This is a genomic window from Bradyrhizobium sp. UNPA324, from assembly GCF_006658635.1.
GTDB lineage: Bacteria > Pseudomonadota > Alphaproteobacteria > Rhizobiales > Xanthobacteraceae > Bradyrhizobium > Bradyrhizobium nanningense.
In genome coordinates, this window is sequence record NZ_LFJD01000004.1 from 4,153,663 (window position 1) to 4,169,050 (window position 15,388).

General features: G+C 64.3%; 13 protein-coding genes. 7 read left to right on the top strand and 6 right to left on the bottom strand.

Annotated features, from left to right (window positions below; genetic code table 11):
* The first annotated feature begins 28 nt into the window (after nt 1–28).
* The gene (locus UNPA324_RS19965; protein ID WP_141938924.1) at nt 29–1,351 is read left to right on the top strand and encodes an ActS/PrrB/RegB family redox-sensitive histidine kinase; all 1,323 of its coding nucleotides are present in this window, start codon (nt 29–31) and stop codon (nt 1,349–1,351) included.
* Nucleotides 1,352–1,545: 194 nt separating this feature from the next.
* Nucleotides 1,546–2,100 carry an ActR/PrrA/RegA family redox response regulator transcription factor gene (locus UNPA324_RS19970; protein WP_008141807.1) on the top strand — a complete coding sequence of 185 codons (555 nt, stop codon included), beginning with the start codon at nt 1,546–1,548 and terminating at the stop codon, nt 2,098–2,100.
* A 158-nt stretch (nt 2,101–2,258) separates the two neighbouring features.
* Here the strand turns inward: UNPA324_RS19970 and UNPA324_RS19975 are convergent, their stop codons facing one another.
* Complete coding sequence (locus UNPA324_RS19975) at nt 2,259–2,747, bottom strand: MmcB family DNA repair protein (RefSeq protein ID WP_141938926.1); 489 nt, start codon at nt 2,745–2,747, stop codon at nt 2,259–2,261.
* Between the two features lie 308 nt (nt 2,748–3,055).
* Between UNPA324_RS19975 and UNPA324_RS19980 the strand changes: the two genes are divergently transcribed.
* Nucleotides 3,056–4,756, top strand: coding sequence for an alpha-amylase family protein (locus UNPA324_RS19980; protein WP_141935570.1), 1,701 nt, complete (start codon nt 3,056–3,058; stop codon nt 4,754–4,756).
* A gap of 70 nt (nt 4,757–4,826) precedes the next feature.
* On the opposite strand, the gene UNPA324_RS19985 is transcribed toward UNPA324_RS19980, so the two are convergent.
* Entirely contained in the window at nt 4,827–6,425 is a 1,599-nt protein-coding gene (locus tag UNPA324_RS19985; RefSeq protein WP_141935571.1) for an alpha-amylase family glycosyl hydrolase, read from the bottom strand.
* Between the two features lie 162 nt (nt 6,426–6,587).
* Here UNPA324_RS19985 and UNPA324_RS19990 point away from each other — a divergent pair, with 162 nt between their 5' ends.
* On the top strand, nt 6,588–7,256 hold the full coding sequence (locus UNPA324_RS19990; protein ID WP_141935573.1) for an MBL fold metallo-hydrolase: 669 nt from the start codon (nt 6,588–6,590) through the stop codon (nt 7,254–7,256).
* 3 nt (nt 7,257–7,259) lie between these two features.
* Here UNPA324_RS19990 and UNPA324_RS19995 read toward each other — a convergent pair whose 3' ends face one another.
* Nucleotides 7,260–7,628 (bottom strand): winged helix-turn-helix transcriptional regulator, encoded by a 369-nt coding sequence (locus tag UNPA324_RS19995; RefSeq protein ID WP_128922775.1) that lies wholly within the window; start codon nt 7,626–7,628, stop codon nt 7,260–7,262.
* 139 nt (nt 7,629–7,767) lie between these two features.
* On the opposite strand from UNPA324_RS19995, the gene UNPA324_RS20000 reads away from it, so the two are divergent.
* Nucleotides 7,768–8,070, top strand: coding sequence for a hypothetical protein (locus UNPA324_RS20000; protein ID WP_245471765.1), 303 nt, complete (start codon nt 7,768–7,770; stop codon nt 8,068–8,070).
* Nucleotides 8,071–8,210: 140 nt separating this feature from the next.
* Here the strand turns inward: UNPA324_RS20000 and UNPA324_RS20005 are convergent, their stop codons facing one another.
* Complete coding sequence (locus UNPA324_RS20005; protein ID WP_128922773.1) at nt 8,211–9,392, bottom strand: extracellular catalytic domain type 1 short-chain-length polyhydroxyalkanoate depolymerase; 1,182 nt, start codon at nt 9,390–9,392, stop codon at nt 8,211–8,213.
* A 146-nt stretch (nt 9,393–9,538) separates the two neighbouring features.
* Nucleotides 9,539–10,945: an MFS transporter gene (locus UNPA324_RS20010; RefSeq protein WP_141935576.1), complete on the bottom strand. Its 1,407-nt coding sequence runs from the start codon at nt 10,943–10,945 to the stop codon at nt 9,539–9,541.
* Between the two features lie 497 nt (nt 10,946–11,442).
* Between UNPA324_RS20010 and UNPA324_RS20015 the strand changes: the two genes are divergently transcribed.
* Together UNPA324_RS20015 and UNPA324_RS20020 are read left to right on the top strand one after the other, a co-directional pair.
* The gene (locus UNPA324_RS20015) at nt 11,443–12,678 is read left to right on the top strand and encodes an LLM class flavin-dependent oxidoreductase (protein WP_141935578.1); all 1,236 of its coding nucleotides are present in this window, start codon (nt 11,443–11,445) and stop codon (nt 12,676–12,678) included.
* A gap of 262 nt (nt 12,679–12,940) precedes the next feature.
* Complete coding sequence (locus UNPA324_RS20020; protein WP_128922770.1) at nt 12,941–14,317, top strand: cytochrome P450; 1,377 nt, start codon at nt 12,941–12,943, stop codon at nt 14,315–14,317.
* A gap of 142 nt (nt 14,318–14,459) precedes the next feature.
* On the opposite strand, the gene UNPA324_RS20025 is transcribed toward UNPA324_RS20020, so the two are convergent.
* Nucleotides 14,460–15,299 (bottom strand): SDR family NAD(P)-dependent oxidoreductase, encoded by an 840-nt coding sequence (locus UNPA324_RS20025; RefSeq protein ID WP_141935580.1) that lies wholly within the window; start codon nt 15,297–15,299, stop codon nt 14,460–14,462.
* Nucleotides 15,300–15,388 lie beyond the last annotated feature (89 nt).

The window sequence follows — 15,388 nt, forward strand, 5'->3', positions numbered from 1 at the left end:
CTTGGAAGGCACCGCCACATTGGCCGATATGACCGAAATTGCCGCCTCCAACTTCCGCCACGCGCAGCGGCATATCCGCCTGGACACGATTTTGCGGCTGCGCTGGCTGGCGGTGCTGGGCCAGCTCGCCGCGATCTTCATCGTGGCGCAGGGGCTGGAATTCAACGTCGAGATCGTCCCCTGCGTCAGCATCATCGCCTTGTCGGCGGCACTGAATCTGGCGCTCCAGACCGCGGCCAACCCGATGCAGCGGCTGGAGCCGATGCAGGCGGCCGGCCTGCTCGCGCTGAACATCGTGGAACTGGCCGGTCTGTTGTACTTCACCGGCGGCTTGCAGAACCCGTTCTCGTTCCTGTTCCTCGCGCCGGTGCTGATCTCGGCCACGGCCCTGCCGGCGCGCTTCACCTTCGGCCTCGGCCTGCTCGCGGTCGCCTGCGCCTCGGTGCTGTTCTTCTTCCACCTGCCGCTGCCCTGGGATTCCGACGATCCGCTGGTGCTGCCGCCGATCTATCTCGTCGGCGTTTGGCTCTCGATCGTGCTCGCGATCGGCGTCACCAGCCTCTACTCGTTCCAGGTGACCGAAGAAGCGCGCAAGCTCGCGGACGCCCTGGCGGCGACCGAGCTGGTGCTGACGCGTGAGCAGCATCTGACCCAGCTCGACGGCCTTGCCGCGGCCGCCGCGCACGAGCTCGGCACGCCGCTCGCCACGATCTTCCTGATCTCGCGCGAGCTGGAAAAGACGGTGAAGGACGCCAGTTTTGCCGCCGACCTGAAGACGCTGCGCGAGCAAACCCAGCGCTGTCGCGACATCCTGAGCAAGATCACCCAGCTCTCCTCCACCGGTGCGCCGTTCGACCGCATGAAGCTGTCGGAGCTGATCGAGGAGGTGGTGGCCCCGCACCGCGATTTCGGCGTCGAGATCAAGGTGCGCATTGCAGTGGCCATCGTCGCCGAGCCGGTCGGCTCGCGCAACCCGGCGATCCTGTACGGCGTCGGTAACATCGTCGAGAACGCGGTCGATTTCGCCCGCACCACGGTCGAGGTGAATGCGTGGTGGAACAAGGACACGATCGAGCTCGTGATCTCCGACGACGGCCCCGGCATTCCGCCCGACATCCTGAAGCGGATCGGTGAGCCCTATCTGTCGCGGCGGCGAACCATGGACGAGGGCGGCGGTGAACGACGCGGCCTCGGATTGGGCGTGTTCATCGCGCGCACGCTGCTGGAGCGCACCGGCGCCAAGGTCTCGTTCACCAATCGGACCTTTCCGGAATACGGGGCCGTGGTCCAGATCACTTGGCCGCGACAACGATTTGAGGCTATCGAGACCTTCGAAGAAACAATAGGATAGGGCATGATCCGGAAAAGTCTTCAGCGGTTTTCCGGCAGGATCATGCCGAAAACAAGAATCGCAAGCGCGATGACGATTCATCGCGCTTGAGGCCGCGACCTTGCGTCGCACAACAGGGCCGATCGACTATCGGCGGCCTTGGCACCGCCCGATTGCGAGGCCATATGTCAACGCGTTGGAGAGAGGACAAAACCTTGAACGCCATCGCCGAACTGAACGAACAGACCGACCGCTCGCTGCTCATCGTGGAGGACGACAAGCCGTTTCTGGAGCGGCTGTCGCGCGCCATGGAAACGCGCGGCTTCGCGGTGACGTCATGTGACACGGTCTCGGACGGTCTTGCGCAGATCGGCAAGGCGGCGCCCGCCTTCGCCGTGGTGGATCTGCGGCTCGGCGACGGCAATGGCCTCGACGTGGTCTCGGCGCTGAAGAAGAAGCGGCCGGATGCGCGCGCGATCGTGCTGACCGGTTATGGCAACATCGCCACCGCCGTCACCGCGGTGAAGATGGGCGCGATCGATTATCTCTCCAAGCCCGCGGATGCCGACGACGTCGTCGCGGCGCTATTGTCGACCAGCGCGGAGAAATCCGAGCTGCCGACCAACCCGATGTCGGCTGACCGCGTGCGCTGGGAGCACATCCAGCGCATTTACGAGATGTGCAACCGCAACGTCTCCGAGACGGCGCGCCGGCTCAACATGCACCGGCGCACGCTGCAGCGCATTCTGGCCAAGCGCGCGCCGCGGTAAGTTTCTGCCGCGCTCGTGCCCCGGACGCAGCGCAGCGTCTCTTCGACGATGCGCTGCAGAGCCGGGGCCCATACCTAAGTTCGCGCTGCCGCTTCCTGGGTCCCGGCTCTGCGCAGCAGCGTTTCACGCTGCAGCGCGTCCGGGACACGAGACTGCCGCTACTCCCAAAACTCCGCATGCCCCTGGGGATCGACCAAGCGGTTGATCCGAAGCGCCGCCGCCATTGCAAACCGCACCGTCATCTGCTTGCGCGTGGCGGCAGCAAGCTTGTGCTCGGGCGCCTCGCAATGCAGGTGCGCGCCGTAGGCGTCGGCGACGATCAGGCCGGTGTATTCAGGAAAGATCTCGCACGGCAGGTCCTGCGTGAAGGCGAAGAACAGCCGGTCGCAATGAGCGCGGTATTCGTGCCATTTCTGGTCGGCACGCAGATCCTCCACCGACGATTTGATCTCGACGATCCAGATCTCCCCGCGTTCGTTCAGCGCCACCAGATCGGCGCGCCGGCCCGAGGGTAGCGGCAATTCGCTGATGCAGGAAAAGCCGAGCGATCTTAAGAGGCGCGATGTGCCGCGCGCGATCGCGAGCGCCGTCTCGGATTGGCGGCGGTCGGGCGGCGGAACGAGGCTGATGCGGGCAGTGTTATCCATTGGCCGGAGGATAGCCGATTCCGTTCGGGGCGGACACTGTTCGATGGGGGCGAGCTGCGGCCTCAATCTCCACTGTCGTCCCGGACAAGCGTCAGCGCAGATCCGGGACCCATAGCCACAGGAGGCAGTTGTGGCACGAGCTGGCAACTCCAAGTCGGCGCAAAACGGCTCCCTGTGACTATAGGTCCCGGATCGGGGCGCGCTTGTCCGGGACGACACCGTGGATGCGGGAGCGCGGAACCTCCCCTTCCCCACGCACTTATCACGCAGCCGCCGTACCTCGGCGGAACCACCGAGGCGGCGCGCGCATGATCGACGATCTCTGGTACAAGAACGGCGTGATCTACTGCCTGTCCGTCGGCTCCTATATGGACGCCAACGGCGACGGCGTCGGCGATTTCAAGGGCCTGCTCCGCCGGCTCGACTATCTGCACGGCCTCGGCATCACCACGATCTGGTTGATGCCGTTCCAGACCTCGCCGGGCCGCGACGATGGCTACGACATCGCCGATTATTACAGCGTCGATCCCCGCTACGGCACGCTCGGCGATTTCGTCGAGTTCGCCCATGGCTGCAAGCAGCGCGGCATCCGCATCATCATCGACCTCGTCGTCAATCACACCTCCGACCAGCATCACTGGTTCAAGGAGGCGCGGCGCGACAAGGCCTCGCCCTATCGCGACTGGTATGTGTGGTCCGACACAAAGCCGGCCGGCGCCAACAAGGGCATGGTGTTTCCCGGCGTGCAGAAATCGACCTGGACGCGCGACAAGGAAGCGGGAGCCTATTACTTCCACCGCTTCTACGATTTCCAGCCCGATCTCAACACCTCGAACCCGCATGTTCAGGCCGAGATCCTCAAGATCATGGGCTTCTGGATCCAGCTCGGCGTCTGCGGTTTCCGCATGGACGCGGTGCCCTTTATCATCGCGACCAAGGGCGCCAAGGTGAAGAACCCGGTCGAGCAATACGACATGCTGCGCGCGTTCCGCGAATTCCTGCAATGGCGGCAGGGCGACGCCATCATCCTCGCCGAGGCCAACGTGCTGCCGAAAACGGACATGGAGTACTTTGGCCGCGACGCCGACCGCATGCACATGATGTTCAACTTCCACGTCAACCAGCATCTGTTCTATGCGCTGGCCTCGGCCGATTCGCGCCCGCTGGCGAAAGCGCTGAAGGCGACCAAGCCGCGCCCCGCCACGGCGCAATGGGGCCTGTTCCTGCGCAATCACGACGAACTCGATCTGGGACGCCTGACCAAGGCGCAGCGCGACACAGTGTTCAAAAGCTTTGGCCCCGACAAGGACATGCAGCTCTACGACCGCGGCATCCGCCGCCGGCTCGCGCCGATGCTGGGCGGGGACCGCCGGCGGCTCGAGCTCGCCTACAGCCTGATGTGCACGCTGCCGGGAACGCCGGTGATCCGCTACGGCGACGAGATCGCGATGGGTGATGATCTGTCGCTGCCCGAGCGCAATTGCGCGCGCACGCCGATGCAATGGTCGACCGAGCCGCACGGCGGCTTCACCAAGAGCGACAGGCCGGCCTGCCCGGTGATCGACAAGGGACCGTACGGCTATCCGCACGTCAACGTCGCCAAACAGCGGCGCGACCCCAATTCCATGCTGAACTGGACCGAGCGCATTGTCCGCATGCGGAAGGAAGTGCCGGAGGTCGGCTGGGGCGATTTCGTCATCCTTCCGGTGCGCGATCCCGCCGTGTTCATCATGCGCTACGACTGGCGCAATAATTCGGTGCTGTTCGTGCACAATCTCGACGAAAAGCCGCGCGAGATCGCGTTCTCGGTCGGGCTACCGGGCGAGGCCGGCGCGCACCTGATCAATCTGCTCGCCGAGGACCACAGCCACGCCGACAAGCGCGGCCAGCACCGCGTCGTGCTGGAGCCCTACGGCTATCGCTGGTACCGCGTCGGCGGGCTGGATTATCTGTTGAAGCGGAGCGATATCGACCGCGATACGGCGCGGGGAAAGAAGCATCCGGGGTAGATGTATCGACGCCCACCGCTGTCGTCCCGGACACGCGCGCCTCGAGCGCGCGCAGATCCGGGACGCCATCTTACGGTGGCGCGACTACCACGCCCTCATTGCCACGCAGATCCAGCACGCCTTCGATCTGCTCGCCCTCGCGATCCAGGAATGTCGACAGCAAGATCCTGCTGCCGAAAGGCACTGCGCTCGTCGTCACGGTGACCGGGTCCGCGCCGAGATTGAGCGCCACGATCACCGCCCGGCCCCCGGCCTCGCGGCGATAGATAAGGAGATCGCCTTGCGCGGCGATCGGATGATATTCGCCGGCGATCAGCGGCGGACAGCTCTTGCGCAAGCCGATCAGGCGTTTGTAGAGACTGAGGATCGAGTGCGCATCGGCATCGAGATTGACGACATTGTCGCGCACATAATGCTCCGGCAGCGGCAGCCATGGCCGCACGGCGGAGAAGCCTGCGAATTCGGTCGCATCCCATTGCATCGGCGTGCGGCAGCCGTCGCGACCTACTCCGATGCCGGGCACGTTCTTCTCGAAGGGATCGCGGACATCCTCGGGCGCAATGGCCACCTGGTGCATGCCGATTTCGTCGCCGTAATAGAGCGTCGGCGTGCCGCGCAGCGTCAGCAGCAGCATGGCGGCGACGCGGCCCTGCTCCGTCCCGACGCGGCTGGCAACCCGCGGACGATCGTGATTGCCGAGCACCCAGTTCGGCCAGGCGCCGCGCGGCAGCGCCTTCTCGTAATCCTCGATGATCTTCTCGATCGAGCGCGCGCTCCAGAACGTCGAGAGCAGCGCGAAGTTGAACGGCATCTGCGCGCCGGTGAGGTCGTTGCCGTAATAGGCCATGAGACGGTTCAGCGGCAGATAGATCTCGCCGATCAGAACGCGCGCGCGATACGCATCGGTGACGCGGCGCATTTCGGCGATGACGTCATGCACCTCCGGCTGGTCGGTGGAATATTGCGTCAAGATTCTTTCGTTCGGCGGCCGGCCCTCGACGTAATGCGGATTGGGCGGATTGTCGCGGAATTCGGCGTCTTTGACGAGGTGCCAGATCACGTCGACGCGAAAACCGTCGACGCCCTTCTCCAGCCAGAACCGCATCACGTCGTAAATGGCGTTGCGGACATCCGGATTGCGCCAGTTCAGGTCCGGCTGCTGGGCGAGGAAGGCGTGGTAATAATATTGACCCGTGGTCTCGTCGAACTGCCACGCGCTGCCGCCGAACTCGGACAGCCAATTGTTCGGCACGCCTCCGTCATGCGCGGGATCGCGCCAGATGTACCAGTCGCGCTTGGGATTGTCGCGCGAGGCGCGGCTTTCGACGAACCAGGGATGCTGGTCGGAGGTGTGGTTGGGCACGAGATCGAGGATCAACTTCAGGCCGTTGTCATGGGCGGCCGCGATCAGCGCATCGAAATCTTCCATCGTGCCGAACAGCGGCTCGATGCCGGTATAGTCGGAGATGTCGTAGCCGAAATCGGCCATCGGCGACGGGAAGATCGGCGATAGCCAGATCGCATCGACACCGAGCGATTTCACATAAGGCAGCCGCCGCAAGATGCCGGCGAGATCGCCGACGCCGTCACCGTTCGAATCCTGAAACGAGCGCGGGTAGATCTGATAGAAGATGCCGTCGCGCCACCAATTTTCGTTGCTTTGAGCCATGCGGGGAGACCACCCAAAATCTGCATCTTGCGCGGGAGAACGCGACAACACCGTCCCGGTTCAGATTGGCAGGCCAATTGGGACAGCCGTGTGACTATTGTTCCCGGGAGCCGTGACGAATCTTTTGCTTGGCGGCCTGGCAAAAATCGGCATTGTGGCGCCATGACCGAGCAAAATGACACCAAAGCCAAGGCCGGCGCGATCATCGTCCCCGTGACGCTGTTCGAGCAGAACTGCACCATCATCTGGGACGAGCCCTCCAAGAAGGCCGTGGTGATCGATCCCGGCGGGGACGTGCCGAAGATCCTGGACGCGATCAAGCAGACCGGGGTCACCGTCGAGAAGATTTGGCTGACCCACGGCCATATCGACCATGTCGGCGGCGCAGCAGATTTGCGCGATGCGCTGAAAGTGCCGATCGAGGGGCCGCATGAAGCGGACAAATTCCTGCTCGACAACGTGGTCGAAAGCGGCGCGCGCTTCGGCATGACGGGGGTGCGCAACTTTGCGCCCGATCGCTGGCTCAACGAGGGCGACACCGTGTCGATCGGCGACCTCGCGTTCGACATTTTCCACTGCCCCGGCCACTCGCCGGGCAGCGTGGTGTTCTTCAACAAGGAGCTGCGCTTTGCCCATGTCGGCGACGTCCTGTTCGCGGGCTCGGTCGGACGCACCGATTTGCCCGGCGGCAGTCACGCCACGCTGATCAACTCGATCAAGACAAAACTACTGCCGCTCGGCGACGACGTCGGCTTCATCTGCGGCCACGGCGCAGGCTCGAGCATCGGGCAGGAGCGGATGACCAATCCGTTCATCACCGGCGAGATGTGAGATTTATTCTGCCGCGTCCGCGAGCGCGGCCGTCTCGCTGAGGTGACGTTCGCCCCATTCACGGATTGCCGCGACGACGGGCACGAAGCTCTTGCCTTTGCGGGTGAGGCGATACTCGACCTTCGGCGGCACCTCGCCGAAGTCCTTGCGGTCGATCAGGCCGCTCGCCGTGAGCGCCTTCAGTTCGCGGCTGAGCACGCGCGGCGTGATCTCCGCGCTGCCGTTGGCACCGCGCAGAAGGCCGCTTCGGATCTCGCCATAGCGGCGCGGGCCGTCCTTGAGGTCCCAAACGATGCGCAGCTTGTACTTGCCGCTGATCATCTTCTGAAAGGCCGCAACCGGACAGCTGCGCGCCGGATTCGCCTTTGCCATGTCGTCTGCTCCACGCGCAATCAGCCTGCGGCAGGATAAGAGCAACGACGAAAAAGTCCATACTATCAATTTTGTCCATACTTGCGGCAACGCCCATGAGGCGCAGATGATGACGCACATGTCGAACAGGGAGCGTCACATGAAGCACTTCATGATCAAATACGAATTCAAGGACGGCGCCACAGAGGCCTGGCACCAGGAGATCGGCCGCTTCATCAAGGCGATCGACAGCGATCCGGAGCTGAAAGGGCGGATCGGCTATCGCGTCCTGAAGAATCGCGACGACGGCCACTACTTCCATCTCGCCAGCGTCGCCGACGAGGATGCGCAGAAGACGCTGCAATCGCGCGACTTCTTCAAGGCCTATTCGGCGATGACACGACAAGTCTCCGGCGGCGAGGTGACGGCAACGCCGATCGAATGGATCGGCCAGACGGCGTAGCCGCAAACTCAGCTGTCGTCCCTGCGAACGCAGGGACCCAGAGCGGTGAGTATGGGAACTCGGTGTTCGGTACTTCTACCGGCGCCGATCGATAGATTCCGCGGTATGGGTCCCTGCGTTCGCAGGGACGACGGCGGTGGTTACTTCATCAATCCCGCGGCGGTCAGCGCCCGCGTGATGATCTGGCCGAGATCGAAGCTACGGGCCTGCTCGCGCTTCGGCTCGGCCGGCTGTTCGGCGACCGACGCGCGGATCGAGCGGGCGAGATGCGGCGCGGGCGAGAGCACCGGCTTTGCTACAGGCTTCGCTGCCGGCTTGGCTTCCGCCTTTGCAGCGTCTGCGATCCAGTCGGTGAGGCCGAAGAACTTTGCGATGTGGTAGGACGAGGAGATCCCGGCCTCGATCAGGAAGGAGCCTTCGACGCCATAGCGCTGATCGTTGTCGGCAAGGCCAAGCGGCGTGCCATGCGCCATGTCGGTGATGGCGTAGGATTCCACCAACGTCTCGCCGTCCTTGCCCCACCAGGCCTGGCGCGGATAGCCGTCAACGATGGTCTCCGCCATCGGCGCTTCCGGCAAATCGTGCAGATCGAGCCACTGCTTGACGATCTCGTTGGCATTGCCGGGATTGACGGTGCGGTCGGCACTGCCGTGCCACACCGACATTTTCGGCCAGGCACCGCGATGATCTGAGGCGTTACGCACGAGATCGCCGAGCTCGCGCGCCGGACGCGCCGGGGAATGAAACATGCCGTCGAGCGCCTCGCGCAGGTTGGTGGCGATGCCATAGGGTAGTCCCGCAATGACCGCGCCGGCCGCGAAGACTTCCGGATAGGTCGCGAGCATGACCGAGGTCATGCCGCCACCGGCGGACAGGCCGGTGATGAAGACGCGCCCGGGATCGATGCGGTGTGCCCGGATCATATGTGCGATCATCTCGCGGATCGAGTACGCCTCGCCGCTGCCTCGCGCCGTGTCTTCCGGGTTGAACCAGTTGAAGCAGGTGTTGCCGTTGTTGATGCGCTGCTGCTCGGGCATCAACAGCGCGAAGCCATAGTGCTGAGCCAGCGTCGACCAGCCGGCGCCGAGATCATAGGCTGCTGCTGTCTGCCCGCAGCCGTGCAGCACGACGACCAGCGCGCGCGGCTTCTGCAACTGCGCGGGCACGAATGCGAACATGCGTAAGCCACCGGGATTGCCGCCGAAGCCGGTAACCTCCTGCAACGGACTTGACACATCCGCGCCGCGCCCAAGCCCGGCAAAGCGCAGACCGTCCAGCCTGGGCAGACGTCTCAACAGATCAACATTTTTGGCAAGCGACACGGCAACTTCCTGGTGGGCGACGTTCAACGTTCAGCCAAACCAGATAGTTGCTGCGTTGCAAAATAAAAAGACCGTGCGCTGTCAATTCAGCGGAAATCACGGGAAATCTCGCGGGAATCACGCGTATTAACCGCACTGCCTCGACTTCATGCAGATGCGCGGCGCAGCCACGACAGAAATGTGACGCAGATCAGGATTAATGTCACAAACAGTCCGAGCGAGACCAGAAATCCTGCGCGCGTTGATTGCAAGGCTTCGACCGCGAAGTACACCGCGCCGATTGCGGCCACTCCGGCCGCATTTCCGATCTGCGCAATGGTGCCGTAGACGCCGGAGGCCGAGCCTGCGGCGACGGGCTTCACCGTCGAGAGCACCGCGCCGGAGAGCGGCGCCATCACCAATCCCTGGCCGTAACCGAAGATGATCATGGTGAACGCGAGCAGGATTGGCGTCGGCGCATCGACAAACCCTGCGACAAGCGCGAGCGCGGCGAGGCCAACGATCTGGATCGCGCAGCCTTCGATCAACACCCTGCTGCCGCGATGTCGCGCCCGCGCACCGCTGTGGCGCGACGCCACGACGAAGGCCAGCGCGAGCGGTAGGAAGGCCATACCGGCCGTGAGCGGCGGGATCTTCAGGCCGCGCTGCATGAACAGCGTCATGACGAGGTAGAAAGAGAGATTGGCGAGGAAGAAGAAGAGGGCGGCAACCAGCCTGCGCAGGAACGCGGCATCCGCCAGCAGCGTGAGATCGATCAGCGGCATGCCGCCGGCGCGCGCGACCGCATGCTCCAGCTTCAGGAAGGCGGCCAGAATGCCGCCACCGACCGCCATCACGGCCCACAGCCAGGGCGCCCAGCCGACATCGTGACCGAACAGCAGCGGGCCGATCAGGCACAGCAGCCCCGCGAACAGGACCACGCTGCCTTTGATGTCGAGCCTTGTTCCTGATTGCCGCGGCACCGACGGCATGATGCGCCAGGCGACAAAAGCAATGACGAGGCCGGCGGGAACGTTGACGAAGAACACCGAACGCCAGCCAGTGCCGGCAAGATCGACCGTGATCAAGAGGCCGCCGAGCAGGAAGCCGGCCGCGCCGGCCAGCCCGAGCACGATGCCGTAGATGGCGAAGGCGCGGCTGCGCTGGCCGTCCGTGAACAACAGATGCAGCGTTGCCAGCACCTGAGGCACCATCAGCGCCGCGGTCGCGCCCTGCGCCAACCGGGCGATGATCAGCTCCGCGCCTGACAGCGCGAGGCCGCACCACAGCGACGTCAGGGTGAAGCCAAGCACACCGGCCAGGAACACGTTCCTGGTGCCGTGGATGTCGCCGAGACGGCCGCCGGTGACGACCAGCGTGGCGTAGGCGATCAGATAGATCGCGATCACGGATTCGATCTGTGCCGGCGTCGCCTTCAGCTCCACCGCGATGGTGGGAATGGCGACGTTCACGATAAAGGCATCGACGCCGAACATGAACTGCGCGGCCACGACGGTCGCCAATATCCACCAACGCCGGGTCGAATCGATTGGCTTTGTGACGATTTGATGCATCGGTGCAGGTCCTTAGGCTCGCGGCCGATGATCTCAAACCACATGCAGCACCGCGATTACCTCAGAGGTAAGGTTCGTGCGCTCCTCGCCTCCCCTCGTTTGCGGGGAGAGGCCGGAATTCAAACGAAGTTTGAATTCCAGGTGAGGGGAATCTCCGCGAGTTGGATGTCGCTGGAACAACGCACTCTCAACACATGATTGCGAGCGTAGCGAAGCAATCCAGAATTCCTCCGCGGAAAGACTCCGGATTGCTTCGCTGCGCTCGCAATGACGGCGCGGGGCATTTCGGAAGTCCAACTGACACCGTCCCCGCGGAGACTCCCCTCACCCCGACCCTACTCGGGCGAGCAAGCTCGTCCCGGCCCCAAGCGGGGAGAGGGAGAAAAACACGCATGCCTGCATTCCGTAACACGGGACACCGCGCAATTGCGTTCGCCCCGTCCGACACGTAGCCTTGCAGCTCCAACAAACAGAAAATCAAAGCCGGAGAAAACGTCATGGCACGCCTGAAGTTCGGAGCCTTCCTTGCCCCGCATCACCCGATCGGGGAGCATCCGATGCTCCAGTTCCGGCGCGACCTCGACCTGGTCGAGCAGCTCGACGCGCTCGGTTATGACGAGTTCTGGTGCGGCGAGCACCATTCATCCGGCTGGGAGATGATCGCCTCGCCGGAGATGTTCCTGGCCGCGGCCGGCGAGCGCACCAAGCGGATCAAGCTCGGCACCGGCGTGGTGTCTCTGCCCTATCATCATCCCTACAACGTCGCCCAGCGCATGGTGCAGCTCGACCACATGACCGGCGGCCGCGCCATCTTCGGCTCCGGCCCCGGCGCGCTTGCCTCGGACGCACATACGCTCGGCATCGACCCGATGACGCAGCGCGACCGCCAGGACGAAGCCATCGGCATCATCCGCCGGCTGTTCAACGGCGAGCGCGTCACCGCCAAGAGCGACTGGTTCACCATGAACGACGCCGCGCTGCAGATCCTCCCCTTGCAAGAGGAGATGCCGTTCGTCGTGGCCTCGCAGATCTCGCCCTCCGGCATGACGCTCGCGGGCAAATACGGCATCGGCATCATCTCGCTGGGCTCGATGACGACGCAGGGCCTGATGTCGCTGCAGCAGCAATGGCAGTTCGCCGAGGACGCCGCGAAAAAGCACGGCACGAAGGTCGACCGTGCCGACTGGCGCGTGCTCCTGACCTTCCACATCGCCGAGACCCGGGAGCAGGCGCGCAAGGAGGCTGGCGCCGGGCTGATGCGCTGGCACAACGAATATAATGTCGGCACGCTGCAGCGGCCGGGCCTTACCGCCTTCTCCTCGCCCGACGAGGCCGTGGACAAGACAGCTTTCGTCGAGGGCGCAGCCTCCACCATCGGCACGCCCGACGATCTCGTCAAAACCATCAAGAACGTGATGCAGGTCTCCGGCGGGGTCGGCGCCATCATCGGCTTCGTGCACGACTGGGCCAATCCGGAAGCGACGCGCCGGAGCTGGGACATGGTGGCCCGCTACGTCGTGCCGGAGATCAACGGCTATATCGATGGCCTGCGCAAATCGCAAAAATTCGTGATCGAGAACCGCGCGATCTTCGAGCGCGCGGGCCAGGCGGTGATGGCCAAGATCATGGAGAACGAGAAGGCCGCCGAGGCGCTCAAGGTGACCGGCCCCGGCCGTGTCGCCATTCCCGCCGTCAACGCCCCGGATCTGCAGAAGGAGGCGGCGAAGCGGTAGGTCGCACTGCACTCGTCGTCCCGGGGCGCGTGCAGCGCGAACTATGATGCGCAATTGCGCATCTGAGGACCCATAACTATAGGATGCAGTTTTACGAAGACTCGGAGTTGCCGGCTTCGCGCCATAACCTCTTCCTGTGGGTATGGGTCCCCGCCTGCACGAGGACGACGATGTCGTCTGTGGTCATTTGCGCCAGCAACCGTCGCATCACCGTGCCCGGATTGTGCTACGCTGGCGGAGCCTGCCAACCGGAGCAACCGTCATGTCGATGCAGAACGTGGTCGCAACGGCGCCCGACTACACCGCGCCCAAACGCAACGCCCTGACGCACATTCCCGGCGATGAAGGCTGGCCGATCATCGGCAAGACCCTCCAGGTGCTGGCCGATCCCAAAGGCCATATCGAGGCGAACGGCGCCAAATACGGCCCGATCTACCGCACTCATATTTTCGGCGAGACCAATGTCGTGCTGCTCGGGCCGGAGGCCAACGAGCTCGTGTTGTTCGACCAGCAGAAGCTGTTCTCCTCGACCCACGGCTGGAACAGAGTGCTCGGCCTGTTGTTTCCGCGCGGATTGATGCTGCTCGATTTCGACGAGCACCGGCTGCACCGCAAGACGCTGTCGGTCGCATTCAAGTCCGGGCCGATGAAATCCTATCTCGCCGATCTCGACCGCGGCATCGCCGCGCGGGTCGCGCAGTGGAGGTCCAAGCCGGGGGAAATGCAGCTTTACCCGGCGATGAAGCAGCTCACACTCGATCTCGCCGCGGCCTCGTTCCTCGGCGCCGACATCGGGCCGGAGGTCGACGAGATCAACCGCGCCTTCGTCGACATGGTCGCGGCTGCCGTCGCCCCGATCCGCCGCCCGCTGCCCGGCACCCAGATGGCGCGTGGCGTCAGGGGGCGCAAGCGCATCGTCGCTTATTTCCGCGAGCAGATCCCGCTGCGCCGCGGCAATCACGGCGGCGACGATCTGTTCTCGCAGCTGTGCCGCGCCACCCACGAGGACGGCGCACTGTTGTCCGAGCAGGACATCATCGACCATATGAGCTTCCTGATGATGGCGGCGCACGACACGCTGACCTCGTCGCTGACGTCCTTCATCGGCGAGCTTGCCGCCAATCCGGACTGGCAGGACCGGCTGCGCGCGGAAGTTCTCGCGCTCGGGCTTGCGCCGGGCGCGCCGAGCAGCTTCGACGATCTCGAAAAGATGCCGCTGGCGGAGATGGCGTTCAAGGAGGCGCTGCGGATCAAGCCGCCGGTACCCTCGATGCCGCGCCGCGCCATGCGCGATTTCACCTTCAAGGGTTTTACGATTCCCGCCGGCACCGCGGTCGGCGTCAATCCGCTCTATACCCATCACATGAAGGATATCTGGCCGGAGCCGGACCGCTTCGATCCCATGCGCTTCACCGAGGAGGCCCAGCGCGGCCGCCACCGCTTCGCCTTCGTCCCGTTCGGCGGGGGCGCGCATATGTGCCTCGGCCTGCACTTCGCCTACATGCAGGCGAAATGCTTCGCGCGGCACTTCCTGCAGAACATCGAGGTGTCGCTGGAGGAGGGCTACAAGCCGGACTGGCAGATGTGGCCGATCCCGAAGCCGCGGGACGGGTTGCGAGTGAGGGTGAAGGCGGTGTAGCGCCGCGCTCGTAGGGTGGGTTAGCTCGCGGCCGCGCGAAGCGCGGTCCGCTAGCGTAACCCACCACTTCTGTCGCCGCGGACACCAAAGAGGTGGATTACGCCTTCGGCTGACCCACCCTACGGCACCGGCCCCGGAGCTGCTACGCCCCCTGATCGAACGCCTTGCGCAAGGTCACATAGCCCTGCTGCTGCTGGCTCCAGTTGCGGCCGCCGGTCATGGCGCCGTCGACGACGAGATCGTGGCCGTTGATGAAGCTGGATTCGTCGCTGGCCAGGAACAGTGCGGCCTGGGCGATGTCGTCGGGAAGGCCGGCCCGCGGGATCGGCTGCGCGGTCTTGTAGACCTCGCGCATCACCGCGGGCGTCTTCTCCGCGGCGTCGGTCGACAGCCCGAGCGCCTTGCCGAAGATGCCGGTCGCGATCGCGCCAGGCGAGATCGAATTGACGCGCACATTGGACTCGCCGAGCTCCATCGCCACGCATTTGGTGAGGTGAATCACCGCCGCCTTGGCCGCGCTATAGACCATCGAGGACGAGAAGCCGGCGAGGCGACCGGCGATGCTGCCATTGTTGATGATGCTGCCGCTCCCCTGCTGCTTCATGACGGGCGCGGCGTGCTTCATGCCGAGCATGACGCTGCGCACCAGCGTCGCCATCGCCGCATCGAAGCGCTCGACCTCGAGGCCCTCGATGCCGCCGGTCTGCGCCGGGCCGCCCGCATTGTTGAACAGGCAGTCGATCCGGCCGAACTTGTCCACGGCGAGCGCGATCAGGGCCTGCATCTGCGCTTCGACCGTCACGTCGGTCTGGCGGAAGATACAATTAGCCCCGAGCTGCTTCGCCAGCGCCTCGCCTTCCGGTACGCGCCGGCCCGCGATCACAATTTTGGCACCTTCGGCAACGAAGACTTCCGCAGTGCGCAATCCGATCCCGCTCGTCGCTCCCGTAATCACCGCAACCTTGCCGTCCAGCCTGCCCATGGAATGTTCCTGTTTTCGAACCACTTGACGCCGAATGGCGGACACCGGTCGATGACGGCGCCGCGTCAGTCGGCGCCGCGACGGTCACT

Coding starts and splice junctions, on each gene's coding strand:
- UNPA324_RS19990 (WP_141935573.1), top strand. CDS start 6,588: ATGACCGAGCAAAATGACACCAAAGCCAAGGCCGGCGCGATCATCGTC.
- UNPA324_RS19980 (WP_141935570.1), top strand. CDS start 3,056: ATGATCGACGATCTCTGGTACAAGAACGGCGTGATCTACTGCCTGTCC.
- UNPA324_RS20025 (WP_141935580.1), bottom strand. CDS start 15,299: ATGGGCAGGCTGGACGGCAAGGTTGCGGTGATTACGGGAGCGACGAGC.
- UNPA324_RS20015 (WP_141935578.1), top strand. CDS start 11,443: ATGGCACGCCTGAAGTTCGGAGCCTTCCTTGCCCCGCATCACCCGATC.
- UNPA324_RS19985 (WP_141935571.1), bottom strand. CDS start 6,425: ATGGCTCAAAGCAACGAAAATTGGTGGCGCGACGGCATCTTCTATCAG.
- UNPA324_RS20010 (WP_141935576.1), bottom strand. CDS start 10,945: ATGCATCAAATCGTCACAAAGCCAATCGATTCGACCCGGCGTTGGTGG.
- UNPA324_RS19995 (WP_128922775.1), bottom strand. CDS start 7,628: ATGGCAAAGGCGAATCCGGCGCGCAGCTGTCCGGTTGCGGCCTTTCAG.
- UNPA324_RS19975 (WP_141938926.1), bottom strand. CDS start 2,747: ATGGATAACACTGCCCGCATCAGCCTCGTTCCGCCGCCCGACCGCCGC.
- UNPA324_RS20020 (WP_128922770.1), top strand. CDS start 12,941: ATGTCGATGCAGAACGTGGTCGCAACGGCGCCCGACTACACCGCGCCC.
- UNPA324_RS20000 (WP_245471765.1), top strand. CDS start 7,768: ATGAAGCACTTCATGATCAAATACGAATTCAAGGACGGCGCCACAGAG.
- UNPA324_RS19965 (WP_141938924.1), top strand. CDS start 29: ATGACCGAAATTGCCGCCTCCAACTTCCGCCACGCGCAGCGGCATATC.